The organism is Amycolatopsis sp. NPDC051102, from assembly GCF_040682815.1.
Taxonomy (GTDB): Bacteria; Actinomycetota; Actinomycetes; order Mycobacteriales; family Pseudonocardiaceae; genus Amycolatopsis.
This window is the reverse complement of record NZ_JBFBBT010000001.1, coordinates 1,159,862-1,176,886: the sequence shown is the minus strand read 5'-3', so window position 1 is coordinate 1,176,886 and position 17,025 is coordinate 1,159,862. Positions and strand designations below refer to the sequence as shown.

Annotated in this window: 17 protein-coding genes; 6 read left to right on the top strand and 11 right to left on the bottom strand. The window is 73.4% G+C overall.

Annotated elements, in window-relative coordinates:
• Positions 1 to 10: 10 nt before the first annotated feature.
• The 4 genes from AB0M93_RS04840 to AB0M93_RS04825 all read right to left on the bottom strand — a co-directional run bounded on the left by AB0M93_RS04840 (position 11) and on the right by AB0M93_RS04825 (position 4,799).
• Complete coding sequence (locus AB0M93_RS04840; protein ID WP_364268445.1) at positions 11 to 1,429, bottom strand: aminotransferase class V-fold PLP-dependent enzyme; 1,419 nt, start codon at positions 1,427 to 1,429, stop codon at positions 11 to 13.
• Positions 1,416 to 2,729, bottom strand: a complete 1,314-nt coding sequence (locus tag AB0M93_RS04835; RefSeq protein ID WP_364268444.1) for an MFS transporter — start codon at positions 2,727 to 2,729, stop codon at positions 1,416 to 1,418. The genes AB0M93_RS04840 and AB0M93_RS04835 overlap by 14 nt, the downstream gene beginning before the upstream one ends.
• 117 nt (positions 2,730 to 2,846) lie before the next feature.
• On the bottom strand, positions 2,847 to 3,872 hold the full coding sequence (locus tag AB0M93_RS04830; RefSeq protein WP_364268442.1) for an LLM class F420-dependent oxidoreductase: 1,026 nt from the start codon (positions 3,870 to 3,872) through the stop codon (positions 2,847 to 2,849).
• 9 nt (positions 3,873 to 3,881) lie between these two features.
• Positions 3,882 to 4,799, bottom strand: coding sequence for an oxygenase MpaB family protein (locus AB0M93_RS04825; RefSeq protein ID WP_364268440.1), 918 nt, complete (start codon positions 4,797 to 4,799; stop codon positions 3,882 to 3,884).
• Between the two features lie 86 nt (positions 4,800 to 4,885).
• On the opposite strand from AB0M93_RS04825, the gene AB0M93_RS04820 reads away from it, so the two are divergent.
• The 5 genes from AB0M93_RS04820 to AB0M93_RS04800 all read left to right on the top strand — a co-directional run bounded on the left by AB0M93_RS04820 (position 4,886) and on the right by AB0M93_RS04800 (position 9,684).
• Positions 4,886 to 5,476, top strand: a complete 591-nt coding sequence (locus tag AB0M93_RS04820; RefSeq protein WP_364268438.1) for a TetR/AcrR family transcriptional regulator — start codon at positions 4,886 to 4,888, stop codon at positions 5,474 to 5,476.
• Positions 5,477 to 5,533: 57 nt separating this feature from the next.
• Positions 5,534 to 6,319, top strand: coding sequence for an IclR family transcriptional regulator (locus tag AB0M93_RS04815; protein WP_364268436.1), 786 nt, complete (start codon positions 5,534 to 5,536; stop codon positions 6,317 to 6,319).
• A gap of 95 nt (positions 6,320 to 6,414) precedes the next feature.
• Positions 6,415 to 8,238 carry a glycosyl transferase gene (locus AB0M93_RS04810; RefSeq protein WP_364268434.1) on the top strand — a complete coding sequence of 608 codons (1,824 nt, stop codon included), beginning with the start codon at positions 6,415 to 6,417 and terminating at the stop codon, positions 8,236 to 8,238.
• 17 nt (positions 8,239 to 8,255) lie between these two features.
• On the top strand, positions 8,256 to 9,089 hold the full coding sequence (locus tag AB0M93_RS04805) for a DUF4397 domain-containing protein (RefSeq protein WP_364268432.1): 834 nt from the start codon (positions 8,256 to 8,258) through the stop codon (positions 9,087 to 9,089).
• Positions 9,079 to 9,684 (top strand): class F sortase, encoded by a 606-nt coding sequence (locus AB0M93_RS04800; protein ID WP_364268430.1) that lies wholly within the window; start codon positions 9,079 to 9,081, stop codon positions 9,682 to 9,684. Before AB0M93_RS04805 ends, AB0M93_RS04800 begins: the two co-directional genes overlap by 11 nt.
• Here AB0M93_RS04800 and AB0M93_RS04795 read toward each other — a convergent pair.
• The 6 genes from AB0M93_RS04795 to AB0M93_RS04770 all read right to left on the bottom strand — a co-directional run bounded on the left by AB0M93_RS04795 (position 9,681) and on the right by AB0M93_RS04770 (position 15,090).
• Positions 9,681 to 10,784, bottom strand: coding sequence for an LLM class flavin-dependent oxidoreductase (locus AB0M93_RS04795; RefSeq protein ID WP_364268428.1), 1,104 nt, complete (start codon positions 10,782 to 10,784; stop codon positions 9,681 to 9,683). The two genes, AB0M93_RS04800 and AB0M93_RS04795, sit on opposite strands and share 4 nt — an antisense overlap.
• The gene (locus AB0M93_RS04790; protein ID WP_364268426.1) at positions 10,781 to 11,785 is read right to left on the bottom strand and encodes an ABC transporter substrate-binding protein; all 1,005 of its coding nucleotides are present in this window, start codon (positions 11,783 to 11,785) and stop codon (positions 10,781 to 10,783) included. Before AB0M93_RS04790 ends, AB0M93_RS04795 begins: the two co-directional genes overlap by 4 nt.
• On the bottom strand, positions 11,772 to 12,476 hold the full coding sequence (locus AB0M93_RS04785; protein WP_364268424.1) for an ABC transporter ATP-binding protein: 705 nt from the start codon (positions 12,474 to 12,476) through the stop codon (positions 11,772 to 11,774). The genes AB0M93_RS04790 and AB0M93_RS04785 overlap by 14 nt, the downstream gene beginning before the upstream one ends.
• Positions 12,461 to 13,279: an ABC transporter permease gene (locus AB0M93_RS04780; RefSeq protein WP_364268423.1), complete on the bottom strand. Its 819-nt coding sequence runs from the start codon at positions 13,277 to 13,279 to the stop codon at positions 12,461 to 12,463. Before AB0M93_RS04780 ends, AB0M93_RS04785 begins: the two co-directional genes overlap by 16 nt.
• 136 nt (positions 13,280 to 13,415) lie before the next feature.
• A complete protein-coding gene (locus AB0M93_RS04775; protein ID WP_364268421.1) occupies positions 13,416 to 14,126 on the bottom strand; it encodes an MBL fold metallo-hydrolase in 711 nt (236 codons plus the stop codon).
• Positions 14,127 to 14,136: 10 nt separating this feature from the next.
• Complete coding sequence (locus tag AB0M93_RS04770) at positions 14,137 to 15,090, bottom strand: zinc-binding dehydrogenase (RefSeq protein ID WP_364268419.1); 954 nt, start codon at positions 15,088 to 15,090, stop codon at positions 14,137 to 14,139.
• A gap of 65 nt (positions 15,091 to 15,155) precedes the next feature.
• On the opposite strand from AB0M93_RS04770, the gene AB0M93_RS04765 reads away from it, so the two are divergent.
• Entirely contained in the window at positions 15,156 to 15,725 is a 570-nt protein-coding gene (locus AB0M93_RS04765; protein ID WP_364268417.1) for a helix-turn-helix domain-containing protein, read from the top strand.
• Here AB0M93_RS04765 and AB0M93_RS04760 read toward each other — a convergent pair.
• Positions 15,657 to 16,823 (bottom strand): hypothetical protein, encoded by a 1,167-nt coding sequence (locus AB0M93_RS04760; protein WP_364268415.1) that lies wholly within the window; start codon positions 16,821 to 16,823, stop codon positions 15,657 to 15,659. The two genes, AB0M93_RS04765 and AB0M93_RS04760, sit on opposite strands and share 69 nt — an antisense overlap.
• Positions 16,824 to 17,025: the final 202 nt, after the last annotated feature.

Here is a 17,025-nt window from a genome sequence, read left to right as displayed (position 1 = left end):
GCCTTACCACTCACGAGGGTGTGTAGAGGGCGCCCAGGAACTCCAGCAGCAGCCGCTCCCGCAACGGCGCCGGTGCCGTGGCGAGGAGCGCGTTGATCGGGGCCATCCGGTCCGGGAGGCCGGCCGCGCCGCCGAGGCCGGCCGCCGCGAGGAGGCCCGCGAACTGCTCCGACGTCAGCGTTTCCGGATCCAACGCGGCGACGAACTCGGCCAAGGCCGGGTCGACGACCACCGGACCCGCCTCGCGAGCCGCGTCCACCGACGCCGCGAGGTCGGTCAGGAACTCCTTCTCGCTGCCGTGGTTGGCCGCGGTCACAGTCAGGTGGAGGTTCGCCGGGGACGACAGGTGAGCGAACTGCGGCTGGACGTACCAGCCGCGGGTCTTCATCTCGTCGGCCACCGTGAACAGGTCGAAGCCGTCGTCGCCGGTGAACGCGATCAGCGTCGAAACCGGGTCGCCCAACACTCGCAGGCCGGGGATTTCCTCGACGCCCGAACGGATCCGGGACACCGCCTCCCGCGCGGCGGACGCCAGCTTGAGGTAGCCGTCGGGACCGAGGTGGTTGACCACCGCCCACGCCGCCGCCAGTGGTCCGCCGGAGCGGGTGCTCTGGATCGTCGTGTTCAGCATCGTGTAGCCCGGCCAGCCGGCGCTCGCGAAGTAGTGCGTGCGCCGCAACTCCGGCGAGGCGTGCAGCAGCACCGATGTCCCCTTGGGACAGTAGGCGTACTTGTGCAGGTCCACCGAAATGCTCGTGACGCCGGGCACGCAGAAGCCGAACGGGGGGACGTCCGCGCCGAGGCGGGCGAAGTACGGCAGCACCCAGCCGCCGATGCAGGCGTCGACGTGCATCCGGACGCCCCGCGCCGCGGCGGCCGCCGCGATTTCCGGGATCGGGTCGAGCACGCCGTGGGCGTACGAGGGCGCGCTCGCCACGACCAGGACCGTCGAGTCGTCGATCGCCGCGGCCATCGCCGCCGGGTCGGCGCGGAAGGTCACCGGATCGACCGGGACGTCGATGCGCCGCAGCCCGAACAGGTGCGCCGCCTTGTGGAACGCCGCGTGCGCGGTCGTCGGGAGGACCATCGAAGGCAAGGCGATCTCCGGGTGGGCGTCCCGGGCCGCGAGCACCGCCAGCAGGCACGACTCCGTGCCACCCGACGTCACCGAACCGACCACGCCCGGGACGTCGCCGAGCAACGAAGCCGCCGCGGCGACGAGGTCGTTCTCCATCCGCAGCAGGCTCGGGAACGCCGTCGGGTCCAGGCCGTTGGCCGACGACGCCAGCGCGTGCGCGGCCGCGCCCAGTGCGTCCACTTCGGACAGCCCGCTGTCGTAGACGTAGGCCAGCGTGCGGCCGCCGTGCGTCGGCAGGTCGCCCGCGCGCAGCTCCCGCAGCCGCGCGAGGACGTCCTCAGGCGAGTTCACGCCGCGGCTCCAGGACCGAGCGCCGCAGCAACGGCAGGGCCAGTGCGATCAGCACGCCGGGGATGATCGACGCCCCGACGAGGATCGCCACGATCGCGCTGTGCGGCTGGAACGCGGTGGCGTCCGTGCTGGACACGTACCCGCCGAACGCCAGGATCAGCGCCCACAGGCCGCCGCCGAAGGCGAGCCCGAGGGTCTCCCCCGCGGTCCACACGCCCGCCGCGATCCCGGCGCGGGTCTCGCCGGTGCGCTCCTCCTCCGCCGTGATCAGGTCCGGCAGGATGGCCAGCGGGAACACCGAAATCCCCGCGTACCCGACCCCGCACAGCGCCACGAAGACGAACGACACGAACAGCGGGATCGACTGGGCGAAGACCAGCCCGAGCAGCCCGACCGCGAAGGCCGCGGTGGCCAGGCGGAAGCCGTTGAGCTTGCCGACGCGGTCGCCCAGCCGCGGCCACAGCGGCATGGTGATCAGCGCGGGGCCGACGAAGATGACGAACAGGATCGTGCCGTAGCCCTCGCTGCCGAGGATGCGCTGGGCGAAGAACGGGATCGCCGCGAGCACCGTGCCGATGCCGAGTGCCTGGATGAAGTAGGTGCCGAGCAGCCAGCGGAACGGCCGCCAGCCGGCCAGCGTACGCACCAGCTCCTTGAGGTTCACCGTGTTCGGCCGCAGCGAGCCGACCGGCGCGTCCTTGAGCCCGAAGTACACCAGCAGCGTCGCGGCCAGCACGATCAGCCCGATGACGACGGCCATGACCCGGTAGCCGGCGACCCCGCCGATGCCGGTGCTGATGGCGGGCGCGCCGCCGCCGCAGATCAGGATCGTCACGGCCAGCACGCCGATGCGGACGCTGGTGAGTTTCGTGCGCTCGGTCGCCGACTCGGTCAGTTCGGCGGGCAGCGCGTTGAACGGCACCTGGAACAGCGCGTACGCCGTGGCGCAGGCGGCGAACATGAGCGCCACGTACAGCGCGTCCGGCAGCGGGTTCCCGAACCCGGGGTGGGCGAACATCGCCGCGAAGAGGATCGCCACGCCGATGCCGCCGATCAGCAGGAACCGCCGCCGGCTGCCGGTCTTGAGCAGGTCGGCGTCGGACAGCCGGCCGGCGACCGGGTTGAACAGCACGTCCCAGGCCTTCGGCACGAACACGATCGCGGCGGCCCAGCCCGCGGGCACGGCCATCGTGTCGGTCAGGTACTTGACCAGGACCAGGCCGGGGACCGTGCCGAAGGACCCGGTGACGAACGAGCCGAGCGAATAGCGGAACCTCGTCCGGCCGGACAGCGTCGCCATGGTCCTCCTCGAAGGCGTACCGGGTGCACGCCATGAGTATTCGATCTCGGCGGGCACCCGGTAGTGGTCGAGGGGAATCGTGCCATCGCCGTGACCAAGGCCACGACGGGGCCCGCCCTAGCCGAGCGCGCGGGCGATCTTCTCCAGCGTCGCGGCGTCGCCCCGCAGCAGCAGCTGCGTCACCACCGTCTCCTCCCACGCCTGCAGCTCGTCGCGGATCTTCGCCGGCGGCCCGATCAGCGAGGTGTCCTCCACCAGCGACGTCGGGATCGCCGCCGTGGCCTCCTCCTTGCGGCCGGCCAGGTACAGCTCCTGCACCTTGTCGGCGACGTCCTCGTAGCCGAGCCGCGCGAAGACGTCGTGGTGGAAGTTCACGCTCTTCGCGCCCATCCCGCCGATGTACAACGCCAGCGACGGCTTGATCCAGCTCGCGGCCTCCTCGACGTCGTCGTGCACGATCACCGGCAGCGAGCACGGCACCTCGAAGGTGTCCAGGGTGTGCCGCGCGCCCGGCCGCGCGAAGCCTTCTTCGAGCGCGGCCTTGTAGAAGCCGTTGCTCTTCGGGGAGAAGAACAGCGGCAGCCAGCCGTCGGCGATCTCGGCGGCCAGTGCGACGTTCTTCGGGCCCTCCGCGGCCAGGTGGATCGGGATCTCCTTGCGCAGCGGGTGCACCGTCGGCTTCAGTGGCTTGCCGAGCCCGGTGCCGCCCTTGAGCGGCAGCTGGAAGTGGTCGCCGTCCAGGGTCACCGGTGCCTCGCGGGCGATCACCTGCCGGACGATGTCGACGTACTCGCGCGTGCGGGCCAGCGGCTTCGGGTACGGCTGGCCGTACCAGCCCTCGACGACCTGCGGGCCGGACGCGCCGAGCCCGAGCACCATCCGGCCGCCGGAGAGGTGGTCCATGGTCAGCGCGCTCATCGCCGTCGCCGTCGGGGTGCGCGCGGCCATCTGGACGATGTTGGTGCCGAGCCGGATCCGGCTGGTGGAAGCGCCGTACCAGGCCAGCGGCGTGAACGCGTCCGAGCCGTACGCCTCCGCCGTCCACACCGAGTCGAAGCCGAGCTCCTCGGCCTTGAGGACGGCTTCCAGCGCACCCGGGGTCGGGCCGCTCTGCCAGTACCCGATGTGGAATCCCAGCTTCACGAAAGCCTCCTAGACGTTCGGCGCGTAGTGCTCGGGTTTGCCCCGCTCGGACAGCGGCGGCAGGTTCCTGGGTGGAGTCTCGACCAACGGCGCGTCCGCAGCCACCTCGCCACGCTCGCGGCGCCAGCCGGCGCGCGCACGCGGGTGGTAGCGGCGGTCGTGCGGGACGAGCTCGAAGACCGCGTTGACCAGCTTGCCGAACCGCCGGTGCCGCCGCGCGTCGCGCTCGGTCCAGCGGAAGCCGAGCAGGTCGCGGATCTCGCGGTCGTAGAGGCCGATCGTCAGCCAGACGAAGTTGCGGGCGATCACCCGCTGGACCGGCCGCCACAGCGCGTCCGGCAGCCAGGGCAGGAACGGCGGCTTGCCGAGCCCGCGGATGTCGAGGACGTCCCTGGTGGCCTTGTTGTCTTCGAGGACCTCGGTGCACATGTGCTTCCAGTAACGCTGGAAGTCCTCCCAGCTCTCCGGCACCGGCCGCATGCTCATGTCGTACATCCGCCACCACTGCACGTGCTCGTCGAACAGCTGCCGCTTCTCGGCCTCGCCGATCCCGCCCATGAAGTGGTCGGCGATGAGGATCGTGCTGACGAAGAAGGTCGCGTGCGCCCAGTAGTAGGTGTCCGGGTCGAGCGCGTGGTAGCGGCGGCCTCGCGCGTCGACGCCCTTGATGCGGTCGTGGTAGCCGCGGACTTCGAGGGCGGTCCGGTGGGCGCGGGGGCCGTCGTAGACCACCCCGCCGATCGGGTAGAGCGAGCGGAACAGCCGCTGCCAGCGTTCTTCGAAGAACCGCGAGTGCTGCTCGACGCCGGCGCCGAGGCCGGGGTGCATGTTCTGCATCGACCCGGCCCACAGGCCGATCAGCAGGCCGCGCCAGTCGCCGAAGTACTTCCACGTCAGCGAGTCGGGACCCAGCGGCTCGGGGTTCATCGGCGGCTCCTCGTCGAGTCCGGAACTGACTACGGCTGTTGTCAGGCTAGGATCTGACAACAGTTGTAGTCAACCGAGGAGCCGCCATGCCGGGCCGCACGTGGGCGGGCACGACGCTGGACGACCGGAAGGCGCTCCGGCGCGGGCAGCTCGTGGCCGCCGGCCTGGACCTGCTGGGCACCGAAGGGTCGGCCGGGACGAGCGTCCGCGCGGTGTGCCGGCACGCGAAGCTGACCGAGCGCTACTTCTACGAGAGCTTCGCCGACCGCGAGGAGCTGGTCGCGGCGGTCTACGAGCACGTCGGCGAAGAGGCGCGGCAGGCGCTCGTGGACGCCGTGCGGGACGCCCCCACCCCCGTGTCGCGGGCGGAGAACGCCGTGCGCGCGTTCGTCGAGCTGATCGTCGACGACCCCCGCAAGGGCCGGATCCTGCTGCTCGCGCCGCTGACCGACCCCGCGCTGACCCGCCGGGGCCTGCACCTGCTGCCGGTGTTCGCCGCGCTCGTCGGCGAACAGCTGTCCCGCGGCGACGAGACCGAGCGCCGGATGGTCGCCGTCGGGCTGGTCGGCGCGCTGAGCAACGTCTTCATCGCCTACCTCGACGGGTCGCTGAAGGTTTCGCGCGAGCGGCTCGTCGCGCACTGCGTGAAACTCGTCCTGGGCGCCGACGGCCACTAGCTTCACCTCTCTGCCGACCTCGTGACAGTCCCGCGGCGGATCGGGCACACTCAACCCATGCGTACCGCTGGGCGGAACGACGGCGCGAGCGGCGACGGCCTCGTCGCGGCCCGGGTCGCCGCGCTCCTCGAAGCCTTCCGGCCGGGTGACGAGACCCTCGGCGTCTCCGAACTGGCCCGCCGGACCGGTCTGGCGAAGACGACCGTGCACCGGCTCGTCGGCCACCTGGCCGGCACCGGGCTGCTCGAACGCGAAGCCGGCGCGGTGCGGCTCGGGCTGCGGTTGTTCGAAATCGGCCAACTGGCCTCGCCGCGCCGTGGGCTGGTCGAAGCCGCCCGGCCGTACCTGGCCGACCTGCGCGAGGCCACCCGCAACACCGTCCACCTCGCGATCCTCGAAGGCACCGAAGTCGTGTACCTGGACGTGCTGCGCGGCCCGGACGCGCCGACGCTGCCGTCGCGCATCGGCGGCCGGTTCCCCGCGCACGCCACCGGCGTCGGCAAGGCGATCCTCGCGTTCTCCCCGGAATCGGTGGTGGACCAGGTGATCGACGCCGGCCTGCCGCGGATGAGCGCGCGCACGATCACCGCGCCGGGCCTGCTGCGCCGCCAGCTCACCCGGGTGCGGGAGGAGGGCATCGCCTTGGAGCGCGAGGAATCCGGTGTCGGCGTGGTGTGCGCGGCCAGCCCGCTGCTCGACGCCGGCGGGGTCGCGGTGGCGGCGGTGTCGATTTCCGGCTGGGCCAACCGGATGCGGACCGAGCGGGTCGCCCCGGCCGTCCGGACGGTAGCGCTCGCGCTGACCCGGACACTCTCCGGAACCGCCCCGCGCGGTGGGAAATAATCTTGCCGGGCAACGCTTTTCCGGCGACTGGGCCGTCCGGCTGACGTGCTCCTCCCGGGCTGGACCGCTGATCGGGAGGGGCTACGATCCGTCCAATGGCCCAGCACAGCCGGGAGACGACCGACCCGGGCGGCTCCCCCGCGACGCTTCCCGAACCGGCGGGCACCGCCGTCCCGGCCGCGCACCGGTTGCTGTCGCTCGACATCGTGCTGGCGCTGCTGGCGCTGGCCGGCGGTCTGCGCGTGCTGTACCTCGCCGCGCCGGCGCCGGCCCTGCCCGCCGAGGCCGCGAACGTCGCCCACGCCTACGCGCTCGGGCACCTCACGTCGTTCACCGATGCCGGCGGCGCCGGGGTCAGCCCGTTCGGCTGGTGGCAGCTTTCGGCGTACACGATGCTGTCCGACGCCTTCGGCCGGTCCGCGACGGCGCTCGTGGCGGTCCGCGAAACCATGCTCGTGGCCGCGGTGCTCGGCGTCGTGCTGCTGTGGCTGCTGGCGCGCCGGCTCGGCCTGACGCGGTGGGCGTCGGCGGCCGCGGTGCTGCTGCTCGCGGCGTCACCGCTGGCGCTGGGCCTGCAGCGGCTGGTCGTCGTCGAGCACCTGGCGGTCGTGTGGGTCCTCGGCGCACTGGTGCTCATCACCCGGCCCGGCGCCCGGATCCGGCACGACGCCCTGGCCGCGGTCTGCCTGCTCGCGGCGGTGCTCACCTCCCCGCTGGCGCTGCTGTTCCTGCCCGCGGCGGGCTGGCTGCTGGTGCGGCGCGCGCCCGCCCGCGCGGCGCTGGTGGCGGTGCTGCTCAACCTCGGGCTGGGCCTCGCGTTCGGTCCGGCGGCCGCGGCGCTGCGGCCGCACCTGGCGGCCTCGAGCCCGCCGTCGGTCGCCACCTGGGTCGCCCTCGATCCGGCGTGGGCGGTGCTCTCGACCGTCGCGCTGGTGGCCGCGCTCGCCGTCGCCGCCCTGCGGCCGTTCGCGGTGTCCGGCCTGCTGCTCGTCGCGGCCCTGCTCGTGCCCGGAGTGCCGGACACGGCCGTGCTCGCGCTGCTGGTGCCCCTCACGCCGCTGCTGTTCGCCGCGGTCGTCCAAGCCGTGGCGCGGCAACATGTCCCGGCGCATCGGGGCAACGCCGGCCGCGGGCCCGGGACGGTACTGGCCACGGGCGTCCTCGTCGCCGTGGTCGCCGCCGGCTGGATCTACGGCTACCCCGCCCTGCGACCGGCCACGAACCGCGGCGGCCCACTCGTTGAAGCCCAGGACTGGTTGCGCGCCAACGCTTCCGGCGCGCGCGTGCTCGTCGACGACGGCGCCTGGGCCGAGTTCGCCAAGGCCGGCTGGCCGACCGGGATGCTCGTCCCGCCCGCCGCGTGCGCGTCCGGCTGCCCGGCCGCCGGCTGGGCCGTGTTCACCGCCGGCACCACGGACCTCCCGAGCCGTTATCCGGCCCTCGGTGCCGCGCTCGCCGGCGCCGGGACGACCGCGGTGTTCGGCACCGGCGACCGGCAGGTCACCGTGTCCAGGCTCGGCCTGCCGGCCGCCGACCCGGCCGCGTCGTCGGAGGAGTCGGCCCGCACCCACGCGGGTGAGGCGCTGGCGGCGTCGGCCCGGATCACCTGCGCCCCGGACGCCGTCGCCGTGCTGCGCGCGGGCCGCGTCGACCCGCGGCTGATCGCGACGATCGCCGCGCTCGCGGCGCTGCAGCCGGTCGGCGTCGCGGCGTTCCCCGCCGTCCCCGGCGAAGACCCCGCCGGGCAGCCGCGCCGACGGGTGCTGCTGGCCGGCGACGAGGAAGGCGCGGCCGCGTTCTACGCCGGCCAGCGCGATCTGTTCCGGCCGTCCTCGGTCACCCGGACCGCGGACGGCGTGCTCGTCACCTACCCGCTGTTCGCACCCCCGGGACTGCTGGTCCCGTTCTCCTCCCCCTGACGGTGAAAGGCCCTCCCATGCGCACTTTCCTCCGCAGACCCGGCGGGCTGGCCGCCGCAGCCCTCCTGTCCGTCGCGCTGACGCCGGTGACGGCCGAGGCGGCGACCGCCCCCGGCCCGGGCGTCGGCTGGATCCGGGTCGGCCACCTGTCGCCCAAGGTGCCGCCGGTGGACATCTACTTCGCGCCCTTCGGCCAAGCCGAGAAGGTCGTGATCCGTAAGGCGGGCTACGGCGCTGTCACGCCCTACTCGTCGCTCGACCCGGGCAAGTACACGCTGTCGATGCGGCCCGCCGACGCCGCGCCGGTCACCCCGCCGGCGTTGTCGGCGACGATCGACGTCGCCGAGCGCACCGCCTACTCGCTGCTGGTCTTCACCAACGGCCCGGGCGGCACGCTCAAGGGCGACCTGGTCACCGACGACCTCACCCCGCCCGCCGCCGGCAAGGGCCGCGTCCGGGTCGTCCAGGGATCGGCGGCGATCGCGCCGGTCACCGTGGCGGGCCCGCAGGGCGTCACGCTCGCCAAGGACGCGGCCTACGGCCAGACGTCGTCCTATGTGGACGTCCCGGAAGGACGGTGGCCGCTGCAGCTGAGCGGTGGCTCGGTCAAGTCGGCCGCCGACGTCGACGTCAAGGCCGGGTCGTCCACGACGCTGCTTATCACCGAGAACGCCGGGACGCTGAAGGCGAACCCGATCCCCGACGGCGCGTCCCTGCCCGAGCCGCCGAAGCTCGGCGTCGAGACCGGGGGCGGCGGCACCGCACCCGCGCCCCTTTGGCCGGCGTTCGCGGCGGCGGCCGGGCTGCTGGCCGCGCTGCTGGTGGGGTGCCGGGCGGCTCGTGCGCGCTGACCTCGGCGCGCTGCTCGTCGTGGCGGTGCTGGCCGCGGGCTGCTCGGCGGCCGCGCCGCCGGTCGTCCCGCCGTCGCCGTCGGTGTCTCCGGTGTCTCCCGGGTCTCCGGTGGCGAGCGGGCCGCAGCCGCTGCCCGCCTCGGCCGGCGTGCGCCCGGTGCGGCTGCGGATCCCCGCCATCGGCGTCGACGCGGCGACGCTCGTCCCGCTCGGGCTGGGCGCCGGGCACCAGCTGGAAGCGCCCGCGCGGTTCGAGGACGTCGGCTGGTACGCCGCCGGCCCGGTGCCGGGCGACCCGGGCCCGGCGGTGATCGCCGCGCACGTCGACTCCCGGTCGGGGCCGGCACCGTTCTTCCGGCTGCGCGACCTGCGCGACGGCGACCCGGTGTTCGTCGCGCGTTCCGACGGCCAGGAGACCCGGTTCGTGGTGGACGCCGTCCAGCGCTACCCGAAGGACGCGTTCCCGACCGACGCCGTCTACGGGCCCGCGCCGGGCAGCGCGCTGCGGCTGATCACCTGCGGCGGCAGCTTCGACGCGGCGAAACGCTCCTACCGCGACAACATCGTCGTCTACGCCTCGACGCGCTGGGGCTAGTACTCCTTGAGCAGCCCGCGGCGCGCCAGCTCGGGCCGGACGCCGTCGCCGAACCAGTACGCCTCCTCGAGGTGCGGGTAGCCCGACAGCACGAACTCGCTCACGCCGACGCTGTGGTACTCCTCGATCAGGTCCGCGACCTCCTCGTGGCTGCCGACCAGGGCCGTGCCGGCGCCGCCGCGGACCAGGCCCACTCCGGCCCAGAGGTGCGGGTGGATCTCCAGGCCGCGGACACCGCCGTCGGTGCGGCCGCCGTGCAGGGCGACCATCCGCTGCTGCCCCACCGACTCGCTCGCGGCCAGCTGCGCCTGGGCCTTGGCGACCTGGTCCGGGCTCAGCGCGTCCAGGAGCTTCTGCGCCTCGGCCCAGGCTTCGGCCGAGGTGTCGCGGGAGATGGTGTGCAGCCGGACGCCGAACCGGATCGGCCGGTCACCGGCCAGCTCACGGACCCTGCCGATCTTCTCCGCGACCTGCGCGGGCGGTTCGCCCCAGGTCAGGTAGACGTCGGCGTGCCGCGCCGCGACCGGCAGCGCGGCCGGTGACGAGCCGCCGAAGTAGATCGGCGGGACCGGGTCCGGCGCGGAGAGGGTCGTCGCGCCTTCGACCCGCAGGTGCTCGCCTTCGAAGGTGAACGGCTCGCCGGACCAGACCCCGCGCACGATGGTCAGGAACTCGTCGGTGCGGGCGTAGCGGGCGTCGTGGTCGTGCCAGTCGCCGAAGCGGCGCTGCTCGACCGCGTCGCCGCCGGTGACGATGTTGAGCAGCACCCGGCCGCCTGACAGGCGCTGGAACGTCCCCGCCATCTGGGCCGCCAGGGTCGGCGAGATGACGCCGGGGCGGAACGCGACCAGGAACTTCAGCCGGTTCGTCCGGCTGATCAGCGCGGCCGTGGTGAGCCACGCGTCCTCGCACCACGTGCCGGTCGGGGTCAGGACGCCTTCGAAGCCCTGCCGCTCGGCCGCGCGGGCCACCTGGGTCAGGTAGTCCAGGTCGGGCTGCCGCTGGGCCGACGGCCCCGCGGACTTGTTCGCGTGGAAGCGTTCCACGATCGTGCGGCCGTCCCCGCTGGTGGGCAGGAACCAGTGCAGCTCGATGCTCATCCGTTGCTCCTCGCCTGGTCCAGGTCGGGACCGAACCGCCGGTCGACGAAGGCGGCGAAGTCCACCTTCCCCGGCAGCGTCTTCTCGTCGGTGAAAGCGTCCGCGAGCTGCTGCTCGGACGCCACCGCGCCGTCGTCGAGCACGATCGGCAGGTCACGGCCCGCCTCGACGGCCTTGCGCGCGACCTCGATCTTGAGCCCGGTCTCCTTGGCCCACGCCTGCGCCCACGCTTCGCGGTGCGTGTCGGCCCACTTCTGTGCCTTGACCACGCGGACTGCGAAGTCCCGCAGGGCGGAGTTCCGGCCCGGATCGGCGAGCGCGGCCGTGCTCGCGGTCAGGAAGGCCAGGCCGTTCGACGCGCCCCGGCCGTCGGCCAGCACGCGCGCGTGCGCTTCGAGCTGCGCCTGCGCGGTGTAGGGGTCCCAGATCGCCCAGGCGTCGATGGTGTGCTGGGTGAACGCGGCGTACGCCTCGGACGGCTGCAGGAAGCTCAGCTTGACGTCCTTGGTGGACAGTCCGTTGTTGTGCAGCGTGTTCAGCAGCTGCCCGTGCGCCGAGGTGCCTTTCGCGACGCCGATCGTCTTGCCCTTCAGGGCCGCGGCGTTCTGCAGCGGCGAATCCGGCGGGACGAGGACGGCTTCGCGCTCGACGTTGCTGCGCGAAACGCTGATCACCTTGATCTTCGCCTTCGCCGCGGCCGCGAAGATCGGCGGCGTGTTGCCGACACGCCCGGTGTCGATCGCGCCGGCCGAGGCGGCTTCCAGCAGCGGCGGGCCCGAGGTGAACGTCGCCCATTCGATCTTGTACGGCGTGCCCTGCAGCAGGTTCGCCGCGGTGAGCAGGGACTTCACCCCGCCCTTCTGGTCGCCGACCTTGAGCGTCACCTTCGCCAGGTCGGCCCCGCTCACCGCGGCCGGTACCGGAGCTTCCCCGGTTGCGGTGCCGCAGGCCGACACCACGAGGGCCGCCGTGACGGCCAGTACTCCCCTACGCCACTGCATCTTCGGTCACTCCCAGGTCGGCCAGCACGCGGCGGCGGAGGTCGTCGTGGTCCTCGGTTTCGCGCGGCCGGTGGGCGGCCACGATCCGGCCGCCGTCGAGCACCAGGACCCGGTCGGCCAGGCGCAGAGCCTCGTCGACATCGTGGGTCACCAGCAGCACGCCCGGCCGGTGCCGCCGCCAGAGGTCGAGCACCAGGCCGTGCATCGCGATCCGGGTGAGCGCGTCGAGGGCGCCGAACGGCTCGTCGAGCAGCAGCAGGCCGGGTTCGCGGACCAGCGCGCGGGCCAGCGACACGCGCTGGGCCTCGCCACCGGACAGCGTGAGCGGCCAGTCGTCGGCGTGCCCGGCCAGGTGGACCTCGGCGAGCGCCTTCTCGGCCAGCGCGCGGTTGCGGGACTTCGTGACGCCGTCCTGGTGCAGGCCGAGGACGACGTTGCGCCAGACCTTCCGCCACGGCAGCAGCCGGGGCTGCTGGAACGCCACCGAGACGGTGCCGGTGACTTCGGCGGTGCCTTCGACGTCGCCGTCGAGGCCGGCCAGGATGCGCAGGAGCGTCGACTTGCCGGAGCCGCTGCGGCCCAGCAGCGCGACGAACTCGCCGCGTTCGACGGTCAGGTCGAGTCCACTGAGCACGGTCCGGTCACCGAACCGCCGGGTCAGGCCGCGGACCTCGGCTACCGGGTTCGCCACCGCAGCACCTTCCGTTCGAGCAGCCGGACCAGCGCGTCGGTGACCAGGCCGAGCAGGGCGTACAGGACGAGGCCGACGACCACGACGTCGGTGCGCAGGAACTCCCGCGCGTTGTTGATGAGGTAGCCGACGCCGGCGTCGGCGTTGACCGTCTCACCGACGATCAGCGCGAGCCAGGCCAGGCCCAGGGACTGCCGCAGCCCGACGAGCGCCTGCGGCAGCGCGCCGGGCAGGACGACGTGCCAGAGCCGTTCCGCGCGGCTGAACCCCAGCGCCCGCGAGGCTTCGACGAGGGCGGGGTCGGCGCCGCGGATTCCCGAGTGGACGTTGAGGTAGAGCGGGAAGGCCACGCCGAGGGCGACCAGCACGATCTTCGTCTCCTCGCCGATCCCGAACCACAGGATGAACAGCGGGATCAGGCCGAGGAACGGCAGGGTGCGCAGCATCTGCACCGGCGGGTCGACCAGCGCCTCGCCCCAGCGGGACAGCCCGGAGACGATGCCGAGCAGGATGCCGGCCACCACGCCGAGCGCGAACCCGGCGCCGACGCGGCCGAGCGAGACCGCGAACGCGGACCCGAGCTCGCCGCTGCGCGCGGATTCGAGGCCCGCCTGCACGACCGTCCACGGGGCACTGAGCTTGTCGGGCGGCAGGACGCCGGTGGCGCTGGCGAGCTGCCAGGCGGCGAGCAGCACCACCGGGCTGATCCAGCGCCGGAGATCGAGCCGCCGCACGGCTTTGCGCGGCGGCTCGGCGGCGCGTTTCCGGACGTGCGCCAGCACGCCCGTGGTGGAAATCGACACGGATTTCTCCCGGGGACGGGGATGTTCTTCCGATTGCGTGGCCGACTTTCCGGTGCGTGGGAACCGAAGTCAATCCGCGCCCACTCCGTGAACATCCCGCGTTTCACCCCGTGGAACGCACTTGGCTCGGCTTGGCTCAGCCGCCGAACATGACCTTCCACTCGTCGAGCGAGCGCGGCCGGTAGACGAAGTTGGTGCGCTTGACGTCGGACAGCGCGGCCGACGGCTCGGCCGAGTACTGGTGCCCGGGGTAGACGACCGGGTCACCGGGCAGCCCGGCGAGGGCCTGCAGGCTGCGGTAGATCTCCTCGGCGTCCCCGCCCGGGAAATCGGTGCGGCCACAGCCTTCGAGGAACAGCGTGTCGCCCGAGACGAGCTTGTCCTCGACGAGGAAGCACTGGCTGCCCGGCGTGTGCCCGGGCGTGTGCAGCAGCCGGATCGGAATGGCCCCGACCTCGAGGACGTCGTCGTGGTCGTGGGCGCGCAGGTCGGTCCCGGACACGCCGGTGACCCGCCGGACCCACTCGGTCTCGGCCCCGTTGACGTGGATCGGCACCTGTTCGACGGCGAGCAGCTCGGCGATCCCGGGCAGCGAGAAGCCGAGCATCTCACCGCCGACGTGGTCGGGGTGGTGGTGGGTCGCGAGCACCCCGGTGAGCCGCATGCCGTCCTGCGCGAGGACGTCCAGCAGGTCCCGCACGGCGTAGGCGGGATCGACGATGACGGCGTCCCCGGTCTCGCGGTCGCCGATGAGGTAGGCGAAGTTCACCATCTGCGTCGCGACGGGATCCCCGACGGCGAAGTCACGCCCGGCGAGCAGCTGCCGGAAGTAGAGCCGATCAGTCATGCCGGACACCCTACGGGCGGTACGCCGGGGTGGTGAGCACGATCCGGCCGAACACCTCGCCCGCGTCGAGCTTCCGGTGCGCCAGTTCGGCCTGCTCCAGCGGGAGGACCTCGTGCACGACCGCCCGCAGGTCGCCGGTGAAGAGCTCGGCCGTCGCGGCGGTGCGCTCGGCCATGGGCACCGTGCTCGCGCTGAAGGTCGCGAACGACATCGACTTGCGGAACGCCGAGAACAGCGCCTGGCCGAACGTGGCGGGCGGGTCGCCGGCCACCGCGCCGACCGCCACCAGGCGCCCGTTCGGTTCGAGCTTGCCGAAGAACGCCGGGAGGCCCGGGCCCGCCACGACGTCGAGGATCACGTCGAAGTCCCCGGCGCCGTCGCCTTCGCGTCCCAGGACATGGGTCGCGCCCAGCTCGCGCAGCCGCTCGCCGCGCTCGGCCGAGGACGTCGTCACCGCAATCCTTTCGGCGCCGCCGCGGGCCGCCAGCTGGACGGCCATGATGCCGATGCCGCCGGCCGCGCCGCGGATCAGCAGCGACTCGCCGGGCGCGAACTGAGCGTGGCGCAGGCCGAAGCGGGCGACCATGCCGGAGCTGCCGAGCGTCACGGCGTCGACGGGCGACAGGGCCTCCGGCAGCGGGACGAGCGTCGCCGCCGGGACGACCGCCTGCTCGGCGTAACCCCCGCCGACGTCCGCGAAAGCCCAGACGCGCTTCCCGAGCCAGGAGGCGTCGACGCCGTCGCCGGTTCCGGCCACCGTCCCGGCGATCTCGCCGCCCAGGACGTGACCGGTCTCGAAGCCGTACGCCGCGAGCGCGCCGCTGCGGATCAGGACGTCGACCCCGCCGACGCCGATGGCCTCGGTCCTGATCAGCAGCTGCCCGGCGGCCGGCTCCGGGACCGGCCGGTCGACCACCGCCAGGCCGCCGGGGCCGCCGAACTCCTGCACTGCCACTGCTTTCACCGTTCCTCCGATCGTCGGCAGCGGACGCTAACGGACGCCCCCGTCCGGTTGGCTAAAGTGAGGGAGTGACCGAGGTTTTGCCTCACCTCCGGCGGTCCGACGCCCGCGACAACCGCGACCGCATCCTCGAGGCGGCGCGCGCGGTGTTCGCCGCCGACGGCCTGGCGGTGCCGATGCGGCGGATCGCCCGGCACGCCGGTGTCGGCCCGGCGACCCTGTATCGCCATTTCCCGACCAAGGAGACGCTGGCCACCGAGGCGTTCGCCGGCCAGATGCGCGCGTGCTACGCGATCGTCGACGAAGGACTCGCCGACCCCGATCCGTGGCGCGGCTTCACCTCGACGATCGAGCAGCTGTGCGAGCTGCACGCCCGTGACCGGGGCTTCACCGCCGCGTTCACGGCGGAGTTCCCGCACGCACTGGACTTCGCGGCGGACCGTGAGCGGGCGGTGCAGTCGATCGCGAAGCTGACGCGCCGCGCCCGCGAAGCCGGCCACCTGCGCCCCGACGTCGAACTGGACGACGTGATCCTGGTCCTCATGGCAAACAGCGGCCTCCAGGGCACCTCACCGGCGGCGCGCGTCGCGGCTTCCCGGCGCTTCGCCGCGCTCGCGATCCGGGGCCTGCAAGCCTGAGCCGGCCCACTGGTGGACGTCTCCCTGGTGCAACGCGGCGTACACGCGGTCTCTCAGGACGTTCGCCTCGTGGTCGGACAGCGTCCGGTCGAGCGGGCGGAGCACGAGCCGGACGAGGAGGTTCTTCTGGTCCCGGCGGGCACCGAGCCGGGCCAGTGCCGGCGGCGGCAGCTCCGCGCCCGGCGTCTCCTGCCGGATCTCGACCGACTCGACGACGTCGGCGTCGTCGCCGAGGGCGTCCCGGACGCGGTCGCCGAGGTCTTCGGCCCGGTCGTCGGCGGCGACGGCGATCGAGAGGTCGCGGCGCACGGGCGGCAGGGCGGACACGGGCCGGTAGGGCGCGAGGTCCGTCATCTGCGCGGCGACGGCCGGCTCGGCCGAGCGCAGCAGGCGGATGTCCGGGATGCCCTTGAGCAGCATGAGCATCCGGTCGAGCCCCATCCCGAGCGCGAGCCCGGACCACGTCCCGTCGAGCCCGGCGCACTCGAGCACGGCGGGATGGGCCAGCCCGCACTCGGCGACTTCGACCCAGCGGCCGTCGTGCTCGACGTCGAGCTGCGCACCGTCCACGGTGTACGGATGCCGCCGGGTTTCGAGCCGCCGGTTCCGCCCGGGGACGAGCGCGGCGACCATGTCTTCGAGGTCGGCCCGGGTGGTGGTCCGGCCGCGGGTGAGGCGCCAGAGGTCGAGCTGGTGCGGAGTGCCGCTGTGCAGCCGGTCGATGCTGTCGCGGCGGTAGACGACACCGGGACAGACGAGCAGGACGTCGTCGACCGGGCTTTCGGCGAGGCTGCGCAGGGCCGCGGGGACCATGGCGGTGGAGTGGCTGCGCAGGACGTGGTCCTGGTCGACGTACCGGGTGTAGCGGGCGTCGCGCGTGACGTCGGCGGGGTCGTAGCCGAGGTGGTCGTAGTTGTCGGCGACGGTGACGATCCGCTCGCCGGGCCACCACCGGACGGCGCAGGACCACCGGTCGGCGAGTGCTTCGACGGCCCGTTCGACGACGAGCTGGATGGCATGCGGCCCGGCCGCGCGATCGGTGAGATCCCGGACGGCGAGGGCGTGGGCGAGCTGGGCGGGGGTGAGCGGTTCGGGCATGACGAGACCTCCGGAGCTGAGCGGGCGGGTGTGGGGACGGCTCTCCCCCTGGCCCGGACGCCCGGCACGGTCTCGGCCCGCGCGGCATCGGCTCGGCGTCCGCCGGCGAAGGCGGACGCTCGGCGGCGCTGGTTCAGGCAGCGCCGGCCGCGGACATGGCACCGGAACCCCGCTGGCACCCACGAGGGGCCAGGGGGCCGGT

Bases quoted from the DNA above. Each gene is read 5' to 3' on its own strand.
- AB0M93_RS04775 (WP_364268421.1), bottom strand. From the start codon at position 14,126: ATGACTGATCGGCTCTACTTCCGGCAGCTGCTCGCCGGGCGTGACTTC.
- AB0M93_RS04805 (WP_364268432.1), top strand. From the start codon at position 8,256: ATGCGCACTTTCCTCCGCAGACCCGGCGGGCTGGCCGCCGCAGCCCTC.
- AB0M93_RS04820 (WP_364268438.1), top strand. From the start codon at position 4,886: ATGCCGGGCCGCACGTGGGCGGGCACGACGCTGGACGACCGGAAGGCG.
- AB0M93_RS04815 (WP_364268436.1), top strand. From the start codon at position 5,534: ATGCGTACCGCTGGGCGGAACGACGGCGCGAGCGGCGACGGCCTCGTC.
- AB0M93_RS04795 (WP_364268428.1), bottom strand. From the start codon at position 10,784: ATGAGCATCGAGCTGCACTGGTTCCTGCCCACCAGCGGGGACGGCCGC.
- AB0M93_RS04760 (WP_364268415.1), bottom strand. From the start codon at position 16,823: ATGCCCGAACCGCTCACCCCCGCCCAGCTCGCCCACGCCCTCGCCGTC.
- AB0M93_RS04825 (WP_364268440.1), bottom strand. From the start codon at position 4,799: ATGAACCCCGAGCCGCTGGGTCCCGACTCGCTGACGTGGAAGTACTTC.
- AB0M93_RS04835 (WP_364268444.1), bottom strand. From the start codon at position 2,729: ATGGCGACGCTGTCCGGCCGGACGAGGTTCCGCTATTCGCTCGGCTCG.
- AB0M93_RS04810 (WP_364268434.1), top strand. From the start codon at position 6,415: ATGGCCCAGCACAGCCGGGAGACGACCGACCCGGGCGGCTCCCCCGCG.
- AB0M93_RS04790 (WP_364268426.1), bottom strand. From the start codon at position 11,785: ATGCAGTGGCGTAGGGGAGTACTGGCCGTCACGGCGGCCCTCGTGGTG.